Source organism: Bacillus sp. FSL K6-3459 (assembly GCF_038003305.1).
GTDB lineage: Bacteria > Bacillota > Bacilli > Bacillales > Bacillaceae > Bacillus > Bacillus pumilus_O.
Genome location: NZ_JBBOOW010000001.1, coordinates 1331508 through 1352584 on the forward strand (window position 1 = coordinate 1331508; position 21077 = coordinate 1352584).

Genomic DNA, 21077 nt, shown 5'->3' on the forward strand with positions numbered 1-21077 from the left:
CGTGAGCAAGGTTCTTTTTGTATGATAAAATAATGCAGAGGAGGTGTTGACATGAATGTCAATTTATCTGGAAAAAAAGCATTGGTCGCTGCAAGCAGTCAAGGTATCGGAAAAGCGATTGCCTTTGCTCTAGCAAAAGAGGGAGCAGATGTCATGCTTTCAGGAAGACATGAGCACACGCTGAAAGAAACAGTGAAAGAATTATCTCCGCTTGTAAAAGGAAAGCTGACTTATCAAGTATGTGATGTGTCTGACGCGCAGCAAATCAAGGCGCTGGTTCAAGCGGCAGCTGGTGATGAGAAGTGTCTCGACATTCTTGTGAACAATACAGGTGGTCCTAAAACAGGGACGCTTGAAACCTTAACAGATGAAGACTGGTTTGAATCATTCCAGCTTCATTTACTGAGCTATATTCGATTATTAAAAGAGGCATTGCCTTATTTGAAAAAACGCGGTGCACGCGTGTTAAACATTGCGTCTATGTCCGTAAAAGAACCGATCCCAGGCTTGATGCTGTCAAATACGTTTAGACCGGCTATTGTCGGCTGGACAAAAACAGCTGCTCAGGAGCTTGCCAAGGATGGAATTTTGATTAATACGTTAGCCCCAGGGAAAATTGAAACAGACCGCGTCAAACAGCTAGACAAGCACCGCGCGCAGGCAGAACACCAAACAGTTGAAGAAATCAAAGCACAGGCTGAACGTACGATTCCGCTTGGCCGTTATGGACAGCCAGAGGAATTTGCAGCATATGCAGCATTTCTTTTATCTGAAGCAAATACATACATGACAGGTCAAACACTCATCATTGATGGTGGTTTGACAAAGTCTCTTTAAGGAGGAACAAGTGATGACAATCAAAACAGTTGGTTTTATTGGAATTGGTGTAATGGGACGCAGTATGGCAGAACATTTAATGGATGCTGGATATGAAGTTCTCGTTTATACAAGAACAAAAGCGAAAGCAGATGCACTCATTCAAAAAGGCGCAACATGGAAGCCGGAAGTGAAGGAAATTGCACAACATGCAGATGCTGTGATCACAATGGTAGGATACCCATCAGATGTAGAAGAAATTTATTTAGGTGAAGAAGGGCTTGTGGCACATGCTACGCCTGGTACTTATCTGATTGATATGACTACATCGAAGCCTCAGCTGGCAAAAGAAATTGAAGAGAAAGCGAAAGAAAAAGGGCTGTTTGCATTAGATGCACCAGTTTCTGGCGGAGACGTAGGCGCAAAAAATGGAACGCTTGCGATCATGATTGGCGGAGAAAAATCAGCCTATGAAGCGTGTCTTCCTTTATTTGAGAAAATGGGCGAAAATATTCAATATCAAGGACCTGCAGGGAGCGGTCAGCATACCAAAATGTGTAACCAAATTGCGATTGCAGCAGGGATGGTAGGTGTCGCAGAGGCGATGGCCTATGCTGAAAAATCAGGACTTGATCCAGAGCATGTGCTTAAAAGTATTACAACGGGCGCAGCAGGAAGCTGGTCTTTGTCAAACCTTGCACCAAGAATGCTGAAAGGGGATTTTGAGCCAGGGTTCTATGTGAAGCATTTTATTAAAGATATGGGCATTGCACTTGAAGAAGCAGAACTGATGGGAGAGGAAATGCCAGGGCTATCACTTGCAAAGTCACTCTATGAAAAGCTGAGTGAGCAGGGAGAAGAAAACAGCGGCACACAGAGTATATATAAATTATGGGTGAAATAAAAAAGCCTGTCCCACTTAGGGACAGGTTTTATTGATCTTCTTATTTTCCGATGAATTGCTGCGTCCAGTAGTTGCCAGATTTCACATAGCCAACACCGATATGTGTATAGTTTTTGTTTAAGATATTGGCTCTATGACCTTCACTGTTCATCCAAGCAGTTACCACTTCTTGAGGAGATCTTTGACCTTGGGCAATGTTTTCACCTGCTGTTTTGTAAGTGATCCCGAATTGCTTCATTTGATCAAATGGAGATCCGTAAGTTGGGCTTGTATGAGAGAAATAGTTTTTATCTTTCATATCTTGAGATTTTGCGCGAGCAGATTTGCTTAATTTTGAATCAACAGAAAGTGCTTTTAATCCTTGTTTTGCACGCTCTTTGTTTGTAAGCTCAACGACTTCTTTTTCAAATGCATTCAAGCTGCTGTCTGCTTTTGTTGCCGTTGTGTCTTTTTGGTCAGCTTTTGTATTGTTATTTGTGTTTTGTTTTGCTGGTGTACTTGGTTTAGAAGCAGTAGGTTTTTTCACTGATTCTTGTTTTTGTTCATTTTTTGCTTTGTTTACTTCTTTCACCACTTTTGTGCCAGTAACAGGTTGACCACTTTTGATCAGCTTGTTTAAAAGAGCTTCGATCTCTTTTTGATTCGACTTGCTTAGCTTGTTTACATCTGAAGAGATATGTAATTTTGCAGCTAATGTATGAAGATCAATGGTTTGATGCTGTACTTGTATCACTTGTTTCAGGTTAAGCTCCTTCGCATCAGCTGAATGTCCCCCGGTGAACGTGATGAGTGCAGCAGCCGTTAGCGCTGAAAAAAAGAATGATTTCTTCTTCATATTGTAACTCCTCCTAAAATCTTTGTTTTGTTTTCTCACAGAAAATCATAACATGGACTTTTTGTTATAAACGTACCAGCATCCTCCATTGACAATGCCTGTTTGTCATTTTTGTTAAAGTCACAAAAAAACCCGCCTCATATCAAAGGATAGGGAATTCTACCATTTAATGAAAACGACATAAACATACCAATATTTTAAAGTGTTAGTATATTTTTTTGCATAATAGGGATTGACAGCTTTTTTTCACTTGTTTCGCTGTAACAACTATTACAAAAGTGTTACAATAATGAGTGGTAATTGTAAAAGATTGAAAGGATGAGAGGAGCTACATAAGTGGGAGAGAAACAGCATCAAGGTGGTGCCGAGCAGAAAAAAATCAAGCGCCGGAACGCCTGGAGGATTAATCTCTTTTTCTTCGCTGTCTTTAGTTTATTTGCTGTACTTGTGATCAAGCTTGGTGTGCTGCAGATCGTCAATGGTGAGGATTATAAAAAGCAGGCAAACCGAACAGAGGTCAAAACAGCATCATACCCGTCCCCGAGAGGAAAAATGTATGACGCAAGAGGAAGAGTCGTCGTTGATAATGAAAGTGTACCTGCCATTGTTTATACATCAGAAAGCGGTGTGAAAGCGGAGGATAAGATTAAAGTAGCAAGAAAACTTGCGACTTATATAAAAATGGATACTAATTTTTTAAGAGAGCGTGATATTCGAGATTTTTGGCTGGCAAGCCATCCGAAAGAAGCGGATAAGCTCATTTCAAAAGCAGAGCAAAAGAAACTTAAAGCAAAAGATGTCTATCCGCTTCAAGTAGAGCGCGTGCCTAAGGAAGAAGTCAAGGCGATCGAAAAAAATGCAGAGGAAAAAGCAGTTGCAGCGATCTATCGCAGGTTTACAGGCGGATATGCCTTTGAGCCTCAAATCGTGAAAGCAATGGACCCAAATGAAGAGAAAAAAGGGGACGAAAAAGTTGCTCTACTCGATGAAACAAAAGAGTCAAAGCAGACATCATCTGTCAGTTTGACCTATGAAGAGATTTCACTTGTGTCAGAGCATCTTGATGAGCTGCCCGGTGTGAATGTTATCAATGATTGGACAAGAAAATATCCGTATGAGAAAACCCTTTATAATGTGCTTGGCGGTGTGACTACACCAGAGCAAGGGATTATAAAAGAGCGTGAAGATTACTATATGGCTAGAGGTTACTCACGTAATGACCGAGTAGGAAAGAGCTATTTAGAGTATCAATACGAGGATTTTCTAAATCCAGAGAAAGCGACCATTCAATATACACAGGTTGGCGGGAAGCTGCTCGATGAAATTAAGCGGACAGAGGGACGAAGAGGACTTGATCTGGCACTGACATTTGATATGGAGTTGCAAAAGGAAGTCGACAAGATCGTCGAATCAGAGCTTAGATCCGCTAGTGCGAGAAACTATATGATGGACCGCGCATTTGTCGTGATGATGGACCCTCACACTGGGGATGTTCTTGCGATGTCTGGCAAGAAAATGGACGGTAGAGACGTCACCGATTATGCCATCGGAACATTTACGACCCAGTACGAAATGGGCTCTGTAGTCAAAGGAGCCACAGTACTTGGCGGTTATCAGGACGGAATGTCACATAACCAATCCTATATGGATACACCGCTCTTTTTTGCAGGAAGTGGGGGAAAACCGAAGAGGTCTTACAAAGATCTTGGATGGGTCAACGACATTCAAGCACTCCAAAAAAGTTCCAACGTCTACATGTTCCAAGTAGCGATGAGAATGGCGGGCATTACTTATCAAAAGGATGGTCCATTACCAGCACGACCTGAGCACCTGCAAAAAATGAGAAACTACTATGCGCAATTCGGTCTTGGCGTGAAAACAGGGATCGATTTGCCGCAGGAATCAAGCGGGATGCAGACACATCCGAAGACGGTCGGCGGACTTTTGCTCGATGAAGCAATTGGCCAGTATGACACGTATACACCACTTCAAGTGGCGCAGTACATGTCGACGATCGCCAATGGTGGAAATCGCGTTCAGCCAAGAGTAGTGAAAAGCGTTCATCTTCCAACGAAGAAAGATGAAGTCGGCCCAGTTGTGAAAAAATATGAGCCGAAAGTGCTGAATACAATTAACAACTCGAAAGCAGATATTGACCGCGTCAAAATGGGACTGAAAATGGTCACATCGACCGGCGGTACTGCCGCAGGCCGTTTTGGTCAGCATGATGTCGCAGGAAAAACAGGCACAGCCCAAACCTTCTACTATGGTGCCAACCGCAGCTGGTGGGGAAATGCCACGTACAATTTAACCTTTGGAGGATATTATCCATCGTCCAATCCAAAAGTGGCTTTTAGTGTCGTGGCACCTTATGTCTCAGACAAAGATTCCGTCATTAAAACCATCCCAAGTAAAATTGTTGATAAGTACGTTGAATTACAAAAGAAATACGAAAAGCAGTAAACAGCAGAGAGCACAGCAAGAGAATGTGCTCTTTTTTGCTGAAAATATGGACGTTTCCCTCGATGACGGAAGGAAAATACGGGTTTTCTAGCGAATCTTTTTTATACATCAATCTAAGGACAACCCTAAAAAATGAAAAGGAGGGTCGGACGACGATGGAACAAAAAATGAAAGATTCGAATCACCTTTATTCGAATATCGATTTACATGCCGTTCTTTCTTCCAATGGCCGCTTTCTCTACATTTCTTCTAACTGTAAGCAGCTTTTGCTCTATGAACAAAAGGATTTACTAGGGTGTTTTTTGAAAGACTTTGTTCATACCGAAGATCAATTTCTCGTCGAGAGTTATTTCTACAATCAGCACATGCTAGAGATTTGCCACTTTAGGCTGCTTAGAAGTGATCTAACAGCTGTATGGATTGAAGCTAGTATTGATTTTGTTGCTTGTGATGAGTTAGACAGTGAATTAAGTAGAGAAATGATCCTAAAAATGAGGGTACTAGACGCTGAACCGCAAAAAGCAGCATTTCAAACAACATCAGAAGTGTCAGAACAGTCGTTAGGCAGTCTGCCGGCTTTCCAACATGTTAGTGAAGCTGAACAATTGATTGCCATGCTGCCAAATCCGTTATGTATTACGATTTTAGGGGAAATTGTTTATGCGAATGATGCGATGCTTCAATTAATGGGGGTCAGTACAAGAGATGACATGATCGGCAAAACTGCATTTGACTTTATTGCTGAGGAGTACCATGACATTGTGAGAAGCCGAATTACGAGGCTACAAGAAGGTCTTCCAGTCGGAATGATTGAACAGATTTGGAAGCGGAAAGATGGGAGTAGCATTCATATTGAAGTGAAATCATCACCAACAATCTATCAAAATCAGCGGGCAGAGCTTTTACTGTTAGTAGACATCTCATCCCGTAAGAAATTCCAAACCGTTCTGCAAAAAAGCCGGGAGCGGTATCAGCTGCTTATCCAAAACTCCATTGATACGATTGCAGTCATTCATGATCACAAATGGGTGTTTATGAATGAATCAGGCATTAAATTATTTGAAGCCGAGCATTACGATAAATTAATAGGAAAAGATATTTTCCATCAAATCCATTCATGTGACCAGCAAAAAGTGAAAAAGAGCATATCACGTATTATTGAAAGAGCTTCAGATTCTGAGATTGTCACGATGAGCTGTCATACGTTTAAACACAAGCTGATTTATACGGAAATGGTATGTATCCCAACTACATTTTTTGGAGAAACAGCCGTTCAAATTATTTTAAGAGATATATCCGAACGTAAGCAGACAGAAGAGCTCATGCTTCGATCTGAAAAATTATCGATCGCAGGCCAATTGGCTGCGGGCATTGCACATGAGATCAGGAACCCATTAACTGCCATCAAAGGCTTTTTGCAGCTCATTAAACCGAAAACGAAAGATCGAGATCAATATTTCGAGATTGTTTTTTCTGAACTGAGCCGGATAGAAATTATTTTAAGCGAGCTGCTCATGCTGGCAAAACCGCAGCAAACGGCATCGATGCAGACACTAGATTTGAAAAAAATCATCAGCGAAGTCACGGCTTTATTAGAAACACAAGCGAATTTAAATGGCATTTTAATGAACACGAGTGAGATAGAAGAGGGTCTCCTGATGAACGGGGACCAAAATCAGCTCAAGCAGGTGTTTATCAATTTAATCAAAAATGCCGTAGAATCCATGCCGGATGGAGGGAAGGTTGACATTACTGCCAAAGCAGAAAGAGACGGAATTCACGTCACCATTCGTGATGAAGGGATCGGCATTCCTGAATCGGTTATGAAGCGAATAGGAGAGCCCTTTTTAACGACAAAGGAAAAAGGGACTGGGCTAGGGCTTATGGTGACATTTAATATTTTAGAAAATCACAACGGGACGATCCGTGTGGACAGTCATCCAGAAAAGGGCACCGCATTTCACATCATGTTTCCTGCAAAATAAAAACAACGGCAGGAGGAGCCGTTGTTTCAGTCTGTTAAATGAATGGAACGTTTTTCAAGAACGAATTGTTCAAGGCGGTCAAGTCCTTCTTTCAGTGTTTCAAGTGAATAAGCATAGGATAGACGCACATACCCCTCGCCGAGTGGAGAGAAAGCAGACCCTGGTACAACAGCCAGTCTTGTACTTTCTAACAGCTCCATACAAAAATCAAAGGAACTCATCCCAAACGATTCAATGGATGGAAAAATATAAAAAGCGCCAGAAGGTTTAATGACCGGAAGCCCCATAGAAATGAGCCGATCATAAACATAATCGAGTCTTTTCTTATATTGCTCTCTCATGATAAGTGCATCATCCACACCATTTGTCACAGCTTCAAGTGCCGCCTTTTGTGAGACAGCCGAGGCACAAGACACGTTATATTGATGTACTTTTAATACATGTTTAGCAATTGGAGCTGAAGCAAATAAAAAGCCAATTCTCCAACCGGTCATGCTATGAGACTTAGACAGTCCGTTAATCACAATGGTCTGTTCCTTTAAGAAAGAAGCGATTGAATGATGCGGCCGGTCAAATGTTAGCTCGCTATAGATTTCATCGGATAAAATAAAGATGTCTTTCCCTTCAAGGAGCTGGGCAATCTCTTTCAATTCTTCTTCTGAAAGCGTGACACCAGTTGGGTTTGAAGGATAAGGAAGCACAACACACTTTGTCTTTTCCGTTAATGCATCCTCAATCAGCTTGGCATTTAATTTAAAGCCAGCATTCGTTGTGTCGATATGTACGGGCTTCCCCCCGCTCATTCGAATGATCGGTTCATAGCCAGGGTAGACAGGTCCAGGTAAAATCACTTCGTCACCCTCTGACAAAATGGTTCGAAACGCAGCATCAATCGCTTGACTTGCACCTGTGGTCACAATGATCTCTGACTCAGCCTCATAATCAAGATTGACCTTCTTCTTGATGTAGTGCTGGATCGCTTGTCTTAGCTCTAGGAAACCAGCATTGTGTGTGTAGGAGGTGAAATTCTCATCAATGGCTGCTTTGGCAGCTGTTTTGACATGATGCGGCGTATAAAAATCGGGCTGGCCTATCGTCAAAGAAACGACATCCTCATATGACGATACAAGATTTGAAAATGTTCGAATGCCTGAAATTTCAATATCCTTTACTCTTGGATTCAGCAAATGCTCCATTTCTCATCACCTTAAAAATTTATGTTTTTATCCTATTTTACCATTCACTGCATAAATGTCACCTGCGAAAGGCACTGGATATCATTATCTGTAGTCTATTCTCCTATTCATCACAGCATGAGTGATATATTGAAGAAAGAGCAACATTTATTATAGCGTAACCTCACGAGAAAATACAGGCTGCGATGAACATGATTAGAAAACGGCAAAATTGTGTAAACTGAAAGAACGAGAGAATTAAGTCATGGGAAGTGCTTTCATAGACATACGATCTCCTAAAGGAGGACGATAAATGGAACAATCAGCGAAGACATCGAAAATAGCGTTTCTATCCGTGATGAGTAACACATTTGTTGTCATCTTAAAAATCATTGTAGGTCTGCTCACTGGATCTGTTGCGGTGTTATCAGAAGCCATTCATTCTTTTCTCGATTTAATGGCATCTTTTATTGCATTTATCTCTGTTCGTATTTCAAGGAAGCCAGCAGATTCTAAACATCCGTATGGACACGGAAAAGTCGAAAATATTTCTGGAACGATTGAGACCTTACTGATTTTTGTTGCTGGCATTTGGATCATCTACGAATGTGTTCACAAATTAATGCATCCAGAGCCAGTCAAGCTGCCTGTACTTGGCATTGTGGTGATGCTAATAGGCGCGATGATCAATTTAATCGTATCGAAGGTTGTGAACAAAGAGGCGGAAAGGGTCCATTCTGTCGCCATGAAATCGAATGCATTGCACCTGTTAACAGATGTGTATACGTCATTAGGGGTGGCATTCAGTTTATTGCTTGTCGCATTAACCGACTGGTATTTCCTAGATCCGATCATTGGAATGATACTTGCTCTCTTTATTATGCGTGAAGCGTTTAAGCTCATGAAAGAAGCCTTCCCGCCGCTCGTAGACGCCCGGCTAACGCCCGAGGAAGAACAATCGATCGAAGCAATCATTCAAGGATTCAGTCAAGAGTTTATCGAATATCATGACTTTCGAACAAGACGATCGGGTGCAGAGGAGTATATTGATTTTCATTTGATTGTAGATGGCAAAACAACAATTGAAGATGTTCATCAATTATGTGATCGAATTGAGGAGAAGATTGAGAAAGAATTTCCGCATGCACAAATCTTTATTCATGTAGAACCTGAAAGTGAAAGAAGCACGCAAACGTAAAAAGGGCGATCAACCACCTTAGGTTGTATCGCCTTTTTTACGCTTCATCTATGAAATGAAATCAATATCCATAAGCAGTATCGTAATCTTCATACCAAGAGACATAAGCTGTATCATCATTTGACAAATCATGCTTCATGTCTAAAAAATCAGCTTCGCAAATATCTTCAATTACAGTCATTTCATTGTTCTTTAATAGTACGACAGTTCCCATCATGAACACCTTTCTTTAAAAAATCCTTGACTATTGTACCATGTGAAGAACGATTGTCAACAGCAGAATGGAAACAAGACAAAAATATCACAAAATGTTAAAAAATCCGGAGGTAAAAGAACTAGAAGTGCCATGATTTTCACAAATTTTCAGTATTTATTCACATAAATCATTGAGGACGACATGATCTAAAATATATGTAAAAGTGTAAAGTTACATTGATCTTGCGATATTCATAGGATATAATAACGAAGATTATAAGAAATTTATAGAAAACATACATAATAAAGGAGAAATAGGATGGAAACAAACATAACAGAACCACACATTCAAGAAAAGAAGCATCCTGAACTAGCAGGCGTAGGTTATCGTTTTCTTGCACATCTTTTAGATGGTATTATCATCGGCGTACCATATTCTTTTGTCATGTTTATTTTGGCAACACTCTTTTTTGTCTCTAGTCCTGAGGCAGCAATGATGATGGATGACGACAGCTATTACTATTCAACAACTGTTATGACAGATGAGGACTGGGCAGTGATTATGGGACTTATCTTTTTCTACATAGGAGCGATCTTGGTCGGTATCGTGGTGACATGGCTTTATTACGCCATCATGGAATCATCAAAACTGCAAGGAACGCTTGGTAAGATGGCTCTTGGGATTAAAGTGACAAGAGTAACGGGCGAAAAAGTGACATTCGGCCGTGCAACAGGTCGCTTCTTTGCAAAAGGCTTTTTGTCTCCAATCTTATATATTGGCTACATCATTGCCTTCTTCACAGAGAAAAAACAAGCACTTCACGATTTAATCGCAAGTACCATTGTTGTGAAGAAATAATGAAAAAAAGCACCTCTGCACATTCGTAAGAGGTGCTTTTTCTATAGATTGCTTGTATGGAAGAGGGACGCATGACATAAAATAGAATGATAGTGAAAAATCAGGCAGGGAAGGGAGACAAACGATTGAAAACAGGGAAAAAGACCATGCAGAAAAAAGGGGCAGGCTTCGGGCTGTTTTTGACAGCACCCATTTTGGCCTGGGCATTGTATGACTTTGCAAATACGATATTTTCATCGAATATGATCACCATTTTCTTCCCATTCTACTTGCAAGAAACGATCGGAGACAGTGCGAGAATGGATCAGATCGCTAGTACATTTATTTCTTATGCAAATGCATTAGCCAGTTTTTTTCTCGTCATTTTCACACCATTATACGGAGTCCTGATCGATCGGACAGGAAAAAAGAAGCGCTACATCACAGTGTTTACTCTAATATGTATAGCTTGTACGTTTTTAATGGGGATCTTTGCTGGAATTGATTTCTCAAGCGAATGGTTTGGGCTTCCTGTCTCTTTATTAGTCGTGGTCACCTTGTTTGTGATTGCAAAATTCTTTTATCACTCGAGCCTAGTGTTTTATGACACCATCCTGCCCGATCTTGGGACAAAGGATGACATACCGCTTATTTCTGGATTTGGCATTGCCGTTGGTTATTTAGGGACACTCGTTGGTCTCACAGTTTATTTACTTGTTGGCAATGACCAATTTCATGAAGCATTTATTCCGACAGCGCTATTATTCTTTCTCTTTTTCCTGCCATTTCTCTTTTTTGTAAAAGACCCTCAACCGCTGCCGCAGCAAGAGAAAAAGGCGTCATTTTTCAGCGGGTATAAAGAAATTATTCGCACGTTTAAAGAGATGAAGCATTACAAGCCGGCTTTTATTTTTATGATTGCTTTCTTTTTTATGAATGATGCCTTACAGACAGCGATTGCGATGATGGCGGTGTATGCCAAAATCATTATTGGCTTTACCGCTGGGCAATTTATTCTGCTTTATCTTGTGTCGACCATTTCAAGTATCATTGGTTCCTTTCTATTTGGATATATCACAAAAGCGATTGGGGCAAAGCGCTCGATTACAGTCGTGTATGTGATTTTGATCGTTGCTCTGATTCTGGCTGTGACAGCCACAACGGAATGGGTCTTCTGGGTGGCCGGCAGTTTATTTGGAATTTCACTCGGCGCAAGCTGGGGGGCATCACGAATATTGATTATTGAGCTGACACCAAAGGAAAAAAGAGGACAGTTTTTTGGTCTCTTTGCATTCTCAGGAAAGGTGTCTTCCATTATTGGTCCTATCATTTATGGCTCAGTCACTCTGCTGTTTGCAGAGCACGGAAATTTCGCAAGCCGCCTTGCGCTAGGGTCTTTACTCATTCTTGCAGCGATAGGACTTGTGATTCATCAATTCGTACGAGAGAAAGCGTAAAGAAACGTCAACTTTTTACCTATGCTGCCGATATAAAAAGTACAATCTTATATTGAAGAATAGAGGGATTTCCGTGGCTTTAAACAAACAAGAAATTTTACTTGACTCTGGTACCAATGAATTGGAAATTGTGAAGTTTGAAATTGGTTCAAATCAATTCGGCATTAACGTCATGAAAGTAAGAGAAATCATTCAGCCGGTTGAGGTGACGGTAGTACCGCACTCTCACCAAGATGTAGAAGGGATGATTAGTTTACGAGGCGAGATTTTACCAGTCATCAATCTATTTTCCTTTTTTAATGTCGAGTCAGATCAGTCAGAACAAGAGAAATATATTGTGACTGAATTCAACCAACGGAAATTTGTGTTCCATACAGGAACGGTATCACAAATTCACCGCGTCAGCTGGGAAGAGATTGAAAAGCCAACTGCACTCAATCAAGGAATGGACCGTCATTTAACCGGTATCATTAAGCTTGATGAAAAAATGATTTTCCTTCCAGATTACGAGAAAATCATTTATGATATTGAATCCGCTTCTGGCGTAGAAACGTATCATATGTTTGACGGTGAGAAAGACGAGAGAAGAACAGGGAAGAAGCTTTATGTCGTTGAAGACTCTCCGCTTCTCATGCGTTTATTAACAAATGAATTAACCGAAGCAGGCTATAAAAACATTGTGACCTTTGAAGACGGGAAACAGGCATATGACCACGTGATGGACCTTGTGAGCAAAGGAATTACTGTGACAGAAGAAATTGATATGATTATTACAGATATTGAAATGCCTAAAATGGATGGTCACCGATTAACGAAATTGTTGAAGGAAAATCCTTTAACGAGTTCTATACCGATTCTTATCTTCTCTTCATTAATCACTGAAGATTTACGCCATAAAGGGGAAACAATTGGTGCAGATGATCAAATTAGTAAGCCAGAAATTCATCAACTGATTGAAAAAGTTGATCACTTTATTATTTAAACAAAAAACCACTCGTCATGAGTGGTTTTTTTGTTTAAAAATAACTTTCCCCGAGTCGTTTGAAGACGGGCTTTGTATAATGTGGTTTTTGTTTTGTGGCGGTAGGTTTTTCTTTTAAACCGACATACGTTTGAAGCAGTTGCTTTGCTCGGTTTAATGACATATTCGCTTTCGGATTGCGATATGACTGATTTAAATTTCCTAAGTGTGGCAAAAATTCGAAGTCTTCTTTGGTTGGTGGCAGGTGAAAATAATAATCTCCAATTTCAATCAGCACGTCGGACTGTTGTTGACTATATTTGGGATTGTTAGAGAAATGTAGGCCCACTTTTCTTCCTTTACCTTCTTGCAACAGTTTTTGCAGCGCACGTTTTTTCAAAAGATAAAGAAACTTGGGATTTGGTGCGGTTTTAGCATGGCGGTTAACAGTATAAATGGCTTTTGCGATGTTTTCTGCTGTAGGTTCTATGTCTTTAGTATGAGCATAATCGTCCATTTTTTCTCTCCTTTGTCTTTCGTCTTCCTGTGCTTAGTATAAATTATACGTTTTTATTAGTAAATTGCAAATAGAGATATTGTAAAAAGCGATAGGACTCCTATACCTCTCTTATCTACAATAACCGTTCAGGACGAGTCTAAAACTTGGTTGACAATAAAAATGGCAGAATGATCAGCAAAGACTATGATTTTTCAGGTGGAAAGAATGCGGTATATTTCATTTTATATATGCTAAAGGTGTTGTATATTCATTCTTTGAAACATATGCTTCACATAACTTGTGATCGCGTGGCGATTTGCGTTAATGGACAAAGGAGAAGAGACGTTCATTGCAAGAAGCGTATAATAATTGACTGAATCAAATATATATGAAGTGAACTATTAGTTCATGATAACTACCTATTTTAAATAAATGGGTAGTTTCTCAATTGTATTCATTTTGCATCTGAAACTTTACCATATGCCAGACAACATGTTGAACATATCGTTTCATTATAAGGTCTATTTCTTATGACTTGAATAAGCGCAATAGAAGCAACCATTAAAATCAGTTTCATTCGTCATTTGTTTAGCTTCATCAATGGCACTTTCGCCATTCATGTGCAGACCAATCAATTTACGGCTTGAAGCATCACCTAAAAATGCACAATCCTCTGTATGTACAACATACTGCCCTTGATCATCTTTTGTATGAATAAAATAATAACTTTTTAGCATACCCCTCACCTCCAACCTGACTATCCTACTATAAAACTTCTAATGATGTAAAGATTTTTAATTAAAAATATTGCGATTTTATACACGTTCCTTTTATTTCATAAAAAGTAAAATATGTTATAAGATAAGGAGATTAAAGTTAATGAGAACAGAAAGGACTGTGAGGATTGAAAGATATGTTAACTCCTTTATTTGTCGCACTTGTCGTTGGAGGCATTGTGTACGTGATAGACGATCGGCCGATTCATCCTTTGCTTCTATTTCTCATCCTATTTATTAGCATTTATGCAGTTGAAAGAATCATTCATTTTGCTTCCACTCATTTCGATGAGCAGAAAAAATAAGCGCCATTTATGTTTCAGGCATACAAAAAGGACTTTCTATAGAAGAAAGTCCTTTCAGCTTGTAGACAAAGTCTACAAGCTTTTTTGTATAATAAGGGTAATAACAATAATCTGTGGGGGATAAACATGTTATCGAAACGTGAAGAAGAAAGAAGAAATCAATTAGAAGTAGTGGCTTTAGATGAATTAGTGCCTGAAGATCATCTTGTGCGGAAAATTGAACAAGCAATCGATTTCGACTTCATTTATGATCTTGTCAAAGATCATTATAGTTCTGATAATGGTAGACCAAGTGTTGATCCTGTTGTTCTCATTAAGATGGTCTTAATCCAATATCTATTTGGTATTCGCTCTATGCGTCAAACCATTAAAGAAATTGAAACCAACGTGGCTTATCGTTGGTTTATTGGATATGGGTTTTCGGAGAAAATTCCGCACTTTTCTACCTTCGGTAAAAACTACGTGAGACGCTTCCACGATACAGATTTATTTGAACAAATTTTTTACCGAATCTTAAGAGAAGCGATGAAAAAAGGGTTCGTTGACCCGTCTATTGCCTTTATTGATTCCACTCATGTCAAAGCGAATGCCAATAAGAAAAAACTTGAAAAGAAAATCGTTCGGGTAGAGACGAGAAGTTATCAAAATCAGCTTCATGAGGAGATCAATGTTGATCGTGAGGAACATGGAAAAAAGCCGTTACCCCTACAGAATAAAGAGAAGAAAAAAGAAATGAAAGTCAGTACAACTGACCCAGAGAGTGGCTATTATGTAAAGGATGAACGTGAAAAGTCATTTGCTTATTCATTTCATACAGCTTGTGATTCAAAAGGATTTATTTTAGGCTCGCTGGTCACAGGCGGAAATGTTCATGATAGTCGTATGTTGGATTCACTCGTATCAAAGGTGACAGAGAAAGTCGGAAAACCAAATGTAGTCGCAGTAGATGCGGGATATAAAACACCTTACATCGCTAAGTTCTTAATGGATCAAGAGATAAGACCTGTCATGCCATACACTCGTCCAAGAACAAAAGCTGGTTATTTGAAAAAGAATGAATACGTATACGATGCATATTTTGATTGTTACATTTGCCCCAACGGGCAAATTCTCTCTTATCGTACAACGACTAGAGAAGGTTATAAGCAATATGCGTCCGATTCAGAAGTATGTAAGTCCTGCTCGTTTTTAGATAACTGTACCCAAAGTCAAAACCACACCAAACAAATTCATCGGCATATTTGGCAGGATTACCTAGATGAAGCAGAAAATCTGAGACTTACTGAAATAAATAAGAGCATCTACGCAAAACGGAAAGAAACGATTGAACGCGTTTTTGCGGATGCAAAAGAAAAGCATGGTATGCGTTGGACGAAACTTCGTGGACTAAAAAAAGTTTCAATGCAAGCGATGCTTACTTTCGCTGCCATGAACCTTAAAAAGCTAGCAAACTGGACATGGAAAGTACCATGTCCAGCGTAAAACACATGATGTTTTTTCAAAAAAAGTGAAAACCCCACTTTTACTTGAAGTAAAGGTGGGGTTTGTCTACGGTCTGAAAGGACTTTCTATAGAAGAAAGTCCTTTTCGCTTCATTTATTGCGCTCCCTGTCCTTTAAGTTCACGCTGCACATCTAAGTCGTCAGCTTCTCTGCTGAACTTTGGCAGTGTAAAGAAGTAAAAAAGGAAAACGAGTAAAATAATAACGCCCATTCCGTAATAAATATAAGAAACGTTTGTAATGAGTTTTGGAAATAGTACCGCAATCAAACCTAATGTCATGGATTGAGCAAACATGGTAAGTGGATCAACCCAACCTGACACACGTCCCATCAAACGAGGGTGGACGATTCTCGGCAGCCAGCCGCCAATGACAATGTTGACTGGACCAATGCATGTACCAATGACAAATGATGTGACATAAAACAACCATAGTGTATGCGTGGAACCAAGTACAAAAATCAGAATGCCTGCAACCAAAATTGGAAGTGACATGAGATATTGCATCTTTACTTTTTTAGCGAGAACAGAGCCCATTAAGCTGCCAACAAGTAGACCTGCACCGATCGCGATCGTAAAGAAGGATGTATGCAGTTCAAAATGGTCTGGTGAAAGGCCATATTTCATTGTAAACATCGGAAGTACAGCAAATGCGCCATTGACTAGACCAAAAACAAAGAAGCCAAAAATTAAAGAAGCCAATAATTTATTTTTTACAATGTAAAGAATGCCTTCTTTAAAATCTTTTAGAGACGTTTTAATGGTCATGCCTCTCCAACCTGCTTGTCCATTTGGCTGACGTGCTTCAATTGGAATGTTACATGAACGAATCAGGATGCCTGACACAATAAAACTGATTAAATCGATGGTAATGGCACCATGAAGTCCAATTGTCTTATACATAATCGCACCGATTCCAACACCAAATACCATGAATAAACTAAACAGCATTTGATTTAAGCCAGCGGCTTTTGCATATTGATCTTTATTTAAAATCGCCTGAACGAGAGAGGCTTCAGCTGGATAGAAGAACTTCGTAATGGCACTTCGTATAAACAAGATCAAGAAAATAAGTGGAAGTGAATTAAAATAAATAACAATGAATAAAACAATCGTCAGCCCAGCTCGTATCCAATCGCAATTCTCTGCGACTTTTTTACGATCAAAACGATCTGCTACGACACCGACCATAAAAAAGACAAAGATCGTTGGAAGTGAATACATGAGCTCTGCTAATGTGGCATAGGCGGGCTGATGACTAAAATGATCGAGCAAATAAAAGGCAAACGCCATATTGCCGACTGTTGTCCCCATTTGCGAAGCAAGTGCTGCAAAAAAGAGACGAACAAAATTTCTGTTTTTAAAAATATCCATAAATACGCTCCTTAACCTGAAGATCCCACTTTATATCATATAAAATTTTAAGCATTCATACAATTGATTTCTACTACTGGCTAATGGTCACAGGTGTTCCATTTGGAACGATTGAAGCAAGTTCGATGACATTCTGATTATACATACGAATGCATCCACTAGACACAGCTTTACCAATTGAAGACGGGTTATTCGTACCGTGGATGCCGTAATGAACTTTTGAGAGGCTCAGCCAATAGGCGCCAAAGGGACCTCCTGGGTTTGGCTGTCTGTTCACAATATAATAAGAACCTGTCGGTGTCATATTTAAAATTCTTCCTGTTGCAATCGGATACGACCGAATCAGCTCTGATCCAGAAAACAAGACGAGACGTTTCCTAGAAATCGAAACAGAGATGCGGTAAGGGATCGTATTTGGATCGGGCAGACCAGGAATGGTGATGACCTCATTTTGTACCGGCTCTTGACCTTGCAGTGAAGGGTTTGCAGCCTTTAAAGCATCTGTTGTTGTTCGAAAATCAAGCGCTATAGAAGCAAGCGTTTCTCCGCGTTTTACCGTATATCGCAGCACCAAAGGACACTCCTTTTGCTCAAATAAAAGAAGCCAAGATGCCCGTCACTTGCTATATATATGGACGGAATCAGGCTAAGGAAGGTTTCTCCTAACATTTGTCATGAGAAAGATCTTTGATTATCTATATGCAAAAAGAAGCGGTTTGGCTTCTGTCTAAATGCGAGAAGAGAGGGTGAAAAAGGTTAATTCAGGTTTGGCTAAAAATCGAAGCGGCAATCTTGTTGTCCCAAGTCCGCGGTTGACATAGATTCGGTGCTGATAACTACCGTATAAACCTTCCACATATGTATGGCCGAAAGGTGCTGTGAGAATGGGTCCATAGAAAGGAAGCTGCACCTGTCCGCCATGGGTATGTCCAGAAAGCTGCAAGTTAATAGGGGTTGTATCCAGCTCTAATGCTGCATCAGGCTCATGTACGAGCAGCAAGGTAAATAAATCAGATGATACTTCCCGCTTCATCAGGTCATAATCCGGCACACTCATCATCAGGTCATCCATCGTCGCAATCTGAATATGTGCCCCTTCTTTTTCTAATGGAAACACATCATTTTTACATATTGTAAAACCGCAATCTTCCATCGTTTTCTCATAAAGATCAATGCCAAATGGTCCGTAGTCATGATTACCGCATATCGCGAGCTTACCAAACGGGGCATGTAGCTTAGTCAAATAGGCTTTTGCTTTTTCATGCTCTTCAATCGATGCTTGATAATCAACGAGATCCCCTGTGAATACAATGAGGTCTGGAGATTCAGCGTTGATTTGCTTCACGACGGATTCTAATTCCTTCGCAGGAAATGTATCACTTAAATGAACATCACTAAATTGAGCAATTTTAAACTGATCAAATGAAGCTGGAAGCTGAGCATCCCGAATGGTCATTGACACGGTATCAATCATGCGTGGTTCGATGTATCTGGCATATCCATACCCACATGTTGTAGCTAAAAAACCGAGAATGCTCGCACCAGCTGCTCCTTTTAAAAACTGTCTCCGAGAAAGTTGCTTCATATAAGACTCCTTTATAAATAAAATTAAGTATAGCATCATATTTAAAGAATCTCCCATATGGTGCATCTAGGGTCAATCATGATATGATAGGAAATAATGAATGAATAGTCATTCAAAATCACAGAGGGGGAGAACAAATGACGAAACAAACAGTGATTGTCACAGGAGGATCAAGCGGAATGGGGAAGGCGATGGCTGTCCACTTGGCACATGAAGGCTGGAATGTCGTGATTACGGGAAGAACAGAAGAAACGTTAGAAAAGGTAGCAAATGAAATCAAACAAAATGGCGGCTCGATCGCTTACTTCCAAATGGATGTGCGAAACCCAGAGGATGCTGATCAAATGGTCAAATTTACTGTAGATACATTTGGTGATGTGGACGCTCTGATTAACAATGCTGCAGGAAACTTTTTGGTTCCAGCAGAAAAACTATCTCCAAACGGCTGGAAGGCTGTCATTGATATTGTATTAAATGGAACATTTTTTTGCAGTCATGCGGTGGGCAATTACTGGATTCGTCAAAAGAAAAGGGGAAGTATGGTCAATATGGTGGCAACCTATGCATGGGGTGCTGGTGTAGGGGTGGCGCATTCAGCAGCAGCAAAGGCAGGCGTTTTATCCCTCACTCGAACGCTTGCAGTGGAGTGGGGAAAGCAATATCGAATTCGCGTCAATGCCATCGCGCCAGGTCCAATCGAGAGAACAGGCGGTGCGGATAAACTATGGGAATCGGAAGAGGCAGCGCAAAGAACATTAGATAGTGTTCCTCTTGGCAGACTGGGCACACCAGAGGAAATCGCAGAACTCGCAAGCTTTTTATTATCTGAACAAGCGTCTTATATAAATGGCGATTGTATCACAATGGATGGAGGGCAATGGCTCAACCAATCCCCATTTTGAATGACGATGTAAGACCTGCTTTTGATGTGTTATAATCACACAAAGAGAGAAGCAGGTGATGAAAATGGTCGATCCATTGGATATTTTAACGAATATTGAAGATGTTTTCCCGCACTATCAAGCGATATTCAGTGCGGAAGAGCAAAAAGTGATAGGCTATGAGATTTTAGGAAGAATGAAGCTCGAGTCTGAAACAGTTAGCCTAGGCTCCTTCTTTACGGATTCATCTATTCCTGACGAATATAAAGTGGAAGTAGATCATAAAGTACTGACGCAAGCACTCGATCTTTTCACAAAAGATGATGATGATTTGCTCATTTTTATTAATCATGATGCCAATATCCTGATGCTAGATCATGGTGAAAGCTTATTAGAACTCTTGAAGGAATATGAAGCAAGGGGCATTCAACTGAATCGGTTTGTTATCGAATTTACAGAGCATACGTTTAGCGGCGATATTGAACAGCTTTACCATACGTTAACGTATTTTCGTACATATGGTATTAAAATCGCCATCTCGAATATTGGAAAAGAAAGCAGCAATCTTGACCGGATTGCCTTGCTCTCACCCGATCTATTAAAAATAGATTTACACGCATTAAGGGCATCGGCTCCTTCGCCTTCCTATGAATATGTCTTGTACAGCATTTCATTGCTTGCGAGAAAAATAGGGGCGGCTTTAATTTATGAAGACATTGAAGCAAATTTTCAGCTGCAATATGCTTGGAGAAATGGCGGGAGATACTTTCAAGGGTTCTATCTTCACGAGCCGGCGGCGGAATTAATCGACCGCAATAAACGAAAAGATCAGCTGAGAGAAGAATTCCAGCAATTTATTGCCCATGAGAAAAAGAAACTTCAAACGGTCTACGAACATTCTGAAACATTTTATAAGCGAATTCACCAAGCTGTCACGACCTTAAAAAAATCATGCAGCACAAATGATGAGCTCATCCAAAAGCTGGCTTTAGAATTAACAGATTGCAGCTTTCGGATTTATATGTGTAATGAAGAAGGCTTTCAAATCACTGGAAATGTGTTTAAAAAAGAAAATGAATGGTTGTTTCAGCCTGAATATATTGAGAAAAACTGGAGCTGGCGTCCTTATTTCCTAGCAAATATTCTCCAAATGAGAATGAGCGGGAAAGGATTTTTCAGTGATATTTACAGCGATTTAGAAACTGGTGAGAGGATACGTACGTTTTCTTACCCGTTAGAGGGAGATATGTATTTATTTATAGATCTTCCGTATGCCTATTTATATGAGCAAGATGGATTAATTTAAAGTACAGTGAGAAGATCGCATGAA

Annotated in this window: 20 protein-coding genes; 12 read left to right on the forward strand and 8 right to left on the reverse strand. The window is 40.0% G+C overall.

The genetic code is table 11. The annotated features are described in order from the left end of the window. Positions 1 to 51 precede the first annotated feature (51 nt). On the forward strand, positions 52 to 837 hold the full coding sequence (locus MHI35_RS06580; protein ID WP_144522839.1) for an SDR family oxidoreductase: 786 nt from the start codon (positions 52 to 54) through the stop codon (positions 835 to 837). Positions 838 to 850: 13 nt separating this feature from the next. Then, positions 851 to 1720 carry an NAD(P)-dependent oxidoreductase gene (locus tag MHI35_RS06585; protein WP_144522838.1) on the forward strand — a complete coding sequence of 290 codons (870 nt, stop codon included), beginning with the start codon at positions 851 to 853 and terminating at the stop codon, positions 1718 to 1720. A 40-nt stretch (positions 1721 to 1760) separates the two neighbouring features. Here the strand turns inward: MHI35_RS06585 and MHI35_RS06590 are convergent, their stop codons facing one another. Then, the gene (locus MHI35_RS06590) at positions 1761 to 2555 is read right to left on the reverse strand and encodes a CAP domain-containing protein (RefSeq protein ID WP_012009765.1); all 795 of its coding nucleotides are present in this window, start codon (positions 2553 to 2555) and stop codon (positions 1761 to 1763) included. Between the two features lie 336 nt (positions 2556 to 2891). On the opposite strand from MHI35_RS06590, the gene MHI35_RS06595 reads away from it, so the two are divergent. Both MHI35_RS06595 and MHI35_RS06600 read left to right on the forward strand, forming a co-directional pair. Further along, the gene (locus MHI35_RS06595) at positions 2892 to 5018 is read left to right on the forward strand and encodes a peptidoglycan D,D-transpeptidase FtsI family protein (protein WP_335349801.1); all 2127 of its coding nucleotides are present in this window, start codon (positions 2892 to 2894) and stop codon (positions 5016 to 5018) included. A 155-nt stretch (positions 5019 to 5173) separates the two neighbouring features. After that, positions 5174 to 7003 carry a PAS domain-containing protein gene (locus MHI35_RS06600; protein ID WP_335349802.1) on the forward strand — a complete coding sequence of 610 codons (1830 nt, stop codon included), beginning with the start codon at positions 5174 to 5176 and terminating at the stop codon, positions 7001 to 7003. A 26-nt stretch (positions 7004 to 7029) separates the two neighbouring features. On the opposite strand, the gene MHI35_RS06605 is transcribed toward MHI35_RS06600, so the two are convergent. Next, on the reverse strand, positions 7030 to 8199 hold the full coding sequence (locus MHI35_RS06605; protein WP_144503362.1) for an aminotransferase A: 1170 nt from the start codon (positions 8197 to 8199) through the stop codon (positions 7030 to 7032). A gap of 292 nt (positions 8200 to 8491) precedes the next feature. Here MHI35_RS06605 and MHI35_RS06610 point away from each other — a divergent pair, with 292 nt between their 5' ends. Continuing rightward, positions 8492 to 9376, forward strand: coding sequence for a cation diffusion facilitator family transporter (locus MHI35_RS06610; RefSeq protein WP_144523711.1), 885 nt, complete (start codon positions 8492 to 8494; stop codon positions 9374 to 9376). Between the two features lie 61 nt (positions 9377 to 9437). Here the strand turns inward: MHI35_RS06610 and MHI35_RS06615 are convergent, their stop codons facing one another. After that, positions 9438 to 9590: a hypothetical protein gene (locus tag MHI35_RS06615; protein WP_186303696.1), complete on the reverse strand. Its 153-nt coding sequence runs from the start codon at positions 9588 to 9590 to the stop codon at positions 9438 to 9440. A gap of 300 nt (positions 9591 to 9890) precedes the next feature. Here MHI35_RS06615 and MHI35_RS06620 point away from each other — a divergent pair, with 300 nt between their 5' ends. From MHI35_RS06620 to MHI35_RS06630, 3 genes are all read left to right on the forward strand, one after another. Beyond that, positions 9891 to 10430 carry an RDD family protein gene (locus tag MHI35_RS06620; protein WP_144469948.1) on the forward strand — a complete coding sequence of 180 codons (540 nt, stop codon included), beginning with the start codon at positions 9891 to 9893 and terminating at the stop codon, positions 10428 to 10430. Positions 10431 to 10555: 125 nt separating this feature from the next. Next, positions 10556 to 11866 carry an MFS transporter gene (locus tag MHI35_RS06625; protein WP_211063918.1) on the forward strand — a complete coding sequence of 437 codons (1311 nt, stop codon included), beginning with the start codon at positions 10556 to 10558 and terminating at the stop codon, positions 11864 to 11866. A gap of 73 nt (positions 11867 to 11939) precedes the next feature. Then, positions 11940 to 12848, forward strand: coding sequence for a chemotaxis protein (locus MHI35_RS06630; protein WP_012009773.1), 909 nt, complete (start codon positions 11940 to 11942; stop codon positions 12846 to 12848). A gap of 34 nt (positions 12849 to 12882) precedes the next feature. Here MHI35_RS06630 and MHI35_RS06635 read toward each other — a convergent pair whose 3' ends face one another. Beyond that, positions 12883 to 13344 carry a YkyB family protein gene (locus MHI35_RS06635; protein WP_335349803.1) on the reverse strand — a complete coding sequence of 154 codons (462 nt, stop codon included), beginning with the start codon at positions 13342 to 13344 and terminating at the stop codon, positions 12883 to 12885. A 503-nt stretch (positions 13345 to 13847) separates the two neighbouring features. Then, a complete protein-coding gene (locus MHI35_RS06640) occupies positions 13848 to 14063 on the reverse strand; it encodes a hypothetical protein (RefSeq protein ID WP_144523236.1) in 216 nt (71 codons plus the stop codon). Positions 14064 to 14239: 176 nt separating this feature from the next. On the opposite strand from MHI35_RS06640, the gene MHI35_RS06645 reads away from it, so the two are divergent. Both MHI35_RS06645 and MHI35_RS06650 read left to right on the forward strand, forming a co-directional pair. Then, a complete protein-coding gene (locus tag MHI35_RS06645; protein ID WP_186325104.1) occupies positions 14240 to 14407 on the forward strand; it encodes a hypothetical protein in 168 nt (55 codons plus the stop codon). Between the two features lie 126 nt (positions 14408 to 14533). Beyond that, positions 14534 to 15889, forward strand: a complete 1356-nt coding sequence (locus tag MHI35_RS06650) for an IS1182-like element ISBpu1 family transposase (protein ID WP_284553833.1) — start codon at positions 14534 to 14536, stop codon at positions 15887 to 15889. A gap of 114 nt (positions 15890 to 16003) precedes the next feature. Here the strand turns inward: MHI35_RS06650 and MHI35_RS06655 are convergent, their stop codons facing one another. The 3 genes from MHI35_RS06655 to MHI35_RS06665 form a co-directional block, all read right to left on the reverse strand. Further along, the gene (locus MHI35_RS06655; protein ID WP_211063915.1) at positions 16004 to 17281 is read right to left on the reverse strand and encodes an MFS transporter; all 1278 of its coding nucleotides are present in this window, start codon (positions 17279 to 17281) and stop codon (positions 16004 to 16006) included. 73 nt (positions 17282 to 17354) lie between these two features. Continuing rightward, complete coding sequence (locus MHI35_RS06660) at positions 17355 to 17852, reverse strand: L,D-transpeptidase family protein (RefSeq protein WP_335349089.1); 498 nt, start codon at positions 17850 to 17852, stop codon at positions 17355 to 17357. A 156-nt stretch (positions 17853 to 18008) separates the two neighbouring features. Beyond that, positions 18009 to 18866: a metallophosphoesterase gene (locus MHI35_RS06665; protein WP_335349090.1), complete on the reverse strand. Its 858-nt coding sequence runs from the start codon at positions 18864 to 18866 to the stop codon at positions 18009 to 18011. Positions 18867 to 19003: 137 nt separating this feature from the next. On the opposite strand from MHI35_RS06665, the gene fadH reads away from it, so the two are divergent. Continuing rightward, positions 19004 to 19768: a 2,4-dienoyl-CoA reductase gene (gene fadH, locus MHI35_RS06670; protein ID WP_335349091.1), complete on the forward strand. Its 765-nt coding sequence runs from the start codon at positions 19004 to 19006 to the stop codon at positions 19766 to 19768. A 64-nt stretch (positions 19769 to 19832) separates the two neighbouring features. Then, positions 19833 to 21053: an EAL domain-containing protein gene (locus tag MHI35_RS06675; protein WP_335349092.1), complete on the forward strand. Its 1221-nt coding sequence runs from the start codon at positions 19833 to 19835 to the stop codon at positions 21051 to 21053. The last annotated feature ends 24 nt before the right edge of the window (positions 21054 to 21077 follow it).

Coding starts and splice junctions, on each gene's coding strand:
- MHI35_RS06580 (WP_144522839.1), top strand. CDS start 52: ATGAATGTCAATTTATCTGGAAAAAAAGCATTGGTCGCTGCAAGCAGT.
- MHI35_RS06585 (WP_144522838.1), top strand. CDS start 851: ATGACAATCAAAACAGTTGGTTTTATTGGAATTGGTGTAATGGGACGC.
- MHI35_RS06590 (WP_012009765.1), bottom strand. CDS start 2,555: ATGAAGAAGAAATCATTCTTTTTTTCAGCGCTAACGGCTGCTGCACTC.
- MHI35_RS06600 (WP_335349802.1), top strand. CDS start 5,174: ATGGAACAAAAAATGAAAGATTCGAATCACCTTTATTCGAATATCGAT.
- MHI35_RS06605 (WP_144503362.1), bottom strand. CDS start 8,199: ATGGAGCATTTGCTGAATCCAAGAGTAAAGGATATTGAAATTTCAGGC.
- MHI35_RS06610 (WP_144523711.1), top strand. CDS start 8,492: ATGGAACAATCAGCGAAGACATCGAAAATAGCGTTTCTATCCGTGATG.
- MHI35_RS06615 (WP_186303696.1), bottom strand. CDS start 9,590: ATGGGAACTGTCGTACTATTAAAGAACAATGAAATGACTGTAATTGAA.
- MHI35_RS06620 (WP_144469948.1), top strand. CDS start 9,891: ATGGAAACAAACATAACAGAACCACACATTCAAGAAAAGAAGCATCCT.
- MHI35_RS06635 (WP_335349803.1), bottom strand. CDS start 13,344: ATGGACGATTATGCTCATACTAAAGACATAGAACCTACAGCAGAAAAC.
- MHI35_RS06640 (WP_144523236.1), bottom strand. CDS start 14,063: ATGCTAAAAAGTTATTATTTTATTCATACAAAAGATGATCAAGGGCAG.
- MHI35_RS06645 (WP_186325104.1), top strand. CDS start 14,240: ATGTTAACTCCTTTATTTGTCGCACTTGTCGTTGGAGGCATTGTGTAC.
- MHI35_RS06650 (WP_284553833.1), top strand. CDS start 14,534: ATGTTATCGAAACGTGAAGAAGAAAGAAGAAATCAATTAGAAGTAGTG.
- MHI35_RS06655 (WP_211063915.1), bottom strand. CDS start 17,281: ATGGATATTTTTAAAAACAGAAATTTTGTTCGTCTCTTTTTTGCAGCA.
- MHI35_RS06665 (WP_335349090.1), bottom strand. CDS start 18,866: ATGAAGCAACTTTCTCGGAGACAGTTTTTAAAAGGAGCAGCTGGTGCG.
- fadH (WP_335349091.1), top strand. CDS start 19,004: ATGACGAAACAAACAGTGATTGTCACAGGAGGATCAAGCGGAATGGGG.
- MHI35_RS06675 (WP_335349092.1), top strand. CDS start 19,833: ATGGTCGATCCATTGGATATTTTAACGAATATTGAAGATGTTTTCCCG.